Annotated in this window: 1 protein-coding gene; it reads right to left on the bottom strand. The window is 40.1% G+C overall.

Translation table 11 applies throughout. The annotated features are described in order from the left end of the window. Positions 1-21: 21 nt before the first annotated feature. Positions 22-1,359: hypothetical protein (locus FV234_RS25790; RefSeq protein WP_210251002.1), on the bottom strand; the 1,338-nt coding region annotated here is incomplete at its 5' end.

Genomic DNA, 1,359 nt, shown 5'->3' with positions numbered 1-1,359 from the left:
GCTATAAGTCGCGCCCCATAATTAAAAGTCATCTGACTGATCCTTGTCCAAAGAAGATAGAAACGACACAATAAAATTACCCACTCGCGTAGGGCTCATTTCTTCTTCTAGAACTTGGCGAGAGGTATCTATTATAGCTTGTGCGGAGTCTGCGCCATCTCGAGTTTCAAGTAACCATTTCAAGTATGAAGATAAATTTCGTAGAGGCGCATCAACATAATTAATATCAGGTTCGAAGAATGGAGACTTTAGAGGGTTTGACGCTATAACACATGCTCCGTTTGCAAATCCTTGTGCTACAAAACGTTCCCATTCAAAATAACCAATACTGTATCTGGGAAGGGCTAACACTAGTTTGGTATTAGAAACAATATTCATATACCCAGAAAATAGCAATATACTTGTGTCGTCAGTAGGTATTGTGCTAGGCGGCGAGTCGGTATACGAAATAAAACAATTTCTAGACGCTAGATATGGAGCTGACTTGGCAATAGTTCTAGTTCTTAGGAACGTTTTATTTCCCGCAAAAAAGAGATCTAGATCACGGTCGGAATATGGCCTATCTGGGAACCCGTCACTTTTCACATTACTTCGGATCCAGCTAAATAACGGGTGTTGTCCATTATTTTCAGCTAAAAAAACATTGCGAAGCCTTCGATCTATGGGAGGCAGTACATAACAGCTCGGAATATTTGACTTTTTAAATACTTCAGAACTTTGAAAATTAATGTCAATAACCCCACGGGAGCCAAAAATAACGCCCATTATACTCGAAAACCACGGCGAGCCGATCTGTTCAGTATTAAAAAGTATGGATTTACGAATTAATGCGTACCTATCCAATTTAATTGGCAGCTTAAATGTAAAAAATTCGTGTGGGGCAATTATAATAGGTGTTGTCGCATGCTCGACACCATCGGCGTTTTCATCGCATATTTGTGTACGGACGCCAGCCTGAACTAAGGCGTTTGCCAAAGCGTGAGCGATTGGCCTCATAAAATGATTTGCTTGAGAGTGCAGGATTATTGTTACAAATTCCTCACGAATAAATTTTATGTGCTTATCAGAAATCAACTGCGACTGAGCAAATTGTCTTAAGAAACCATTTTTCAAAGATTCGTAGCTTTTACTGATTTGCGCTAAAATACTCGCCACATGTTCTTCTCGAACCACCGGCCTGTTTTCCCAGGCCCCATGCCTCGCGAAATGTTCATACGGGTCATATGATTGACTTATCGAAGCGGCCTCAGCTAGGTCATGGTTGATACTATTATAAACTTCCGCGTCGAAAAGGTAATTTGTTTTAGAACGACTAAATATTCTGTCAATAACAAAATCGCGATCTCGGCTTATTATATT

This window comes from Methylobacterium sp. WL8, from assembly GCF_008040045.1.
GTDB lineage: Bacteria > Pseudomonadota > Alphaproteobacteria > Rhizobiales > Beijerinckiaceae > Methylobacterium > Methylobacterium cerastii.
The sequence above is the reverse complement of the archived record's forward strand: the minus strand, read 5'-3'. Positions and strand labels throughout refer to the sequence as shown.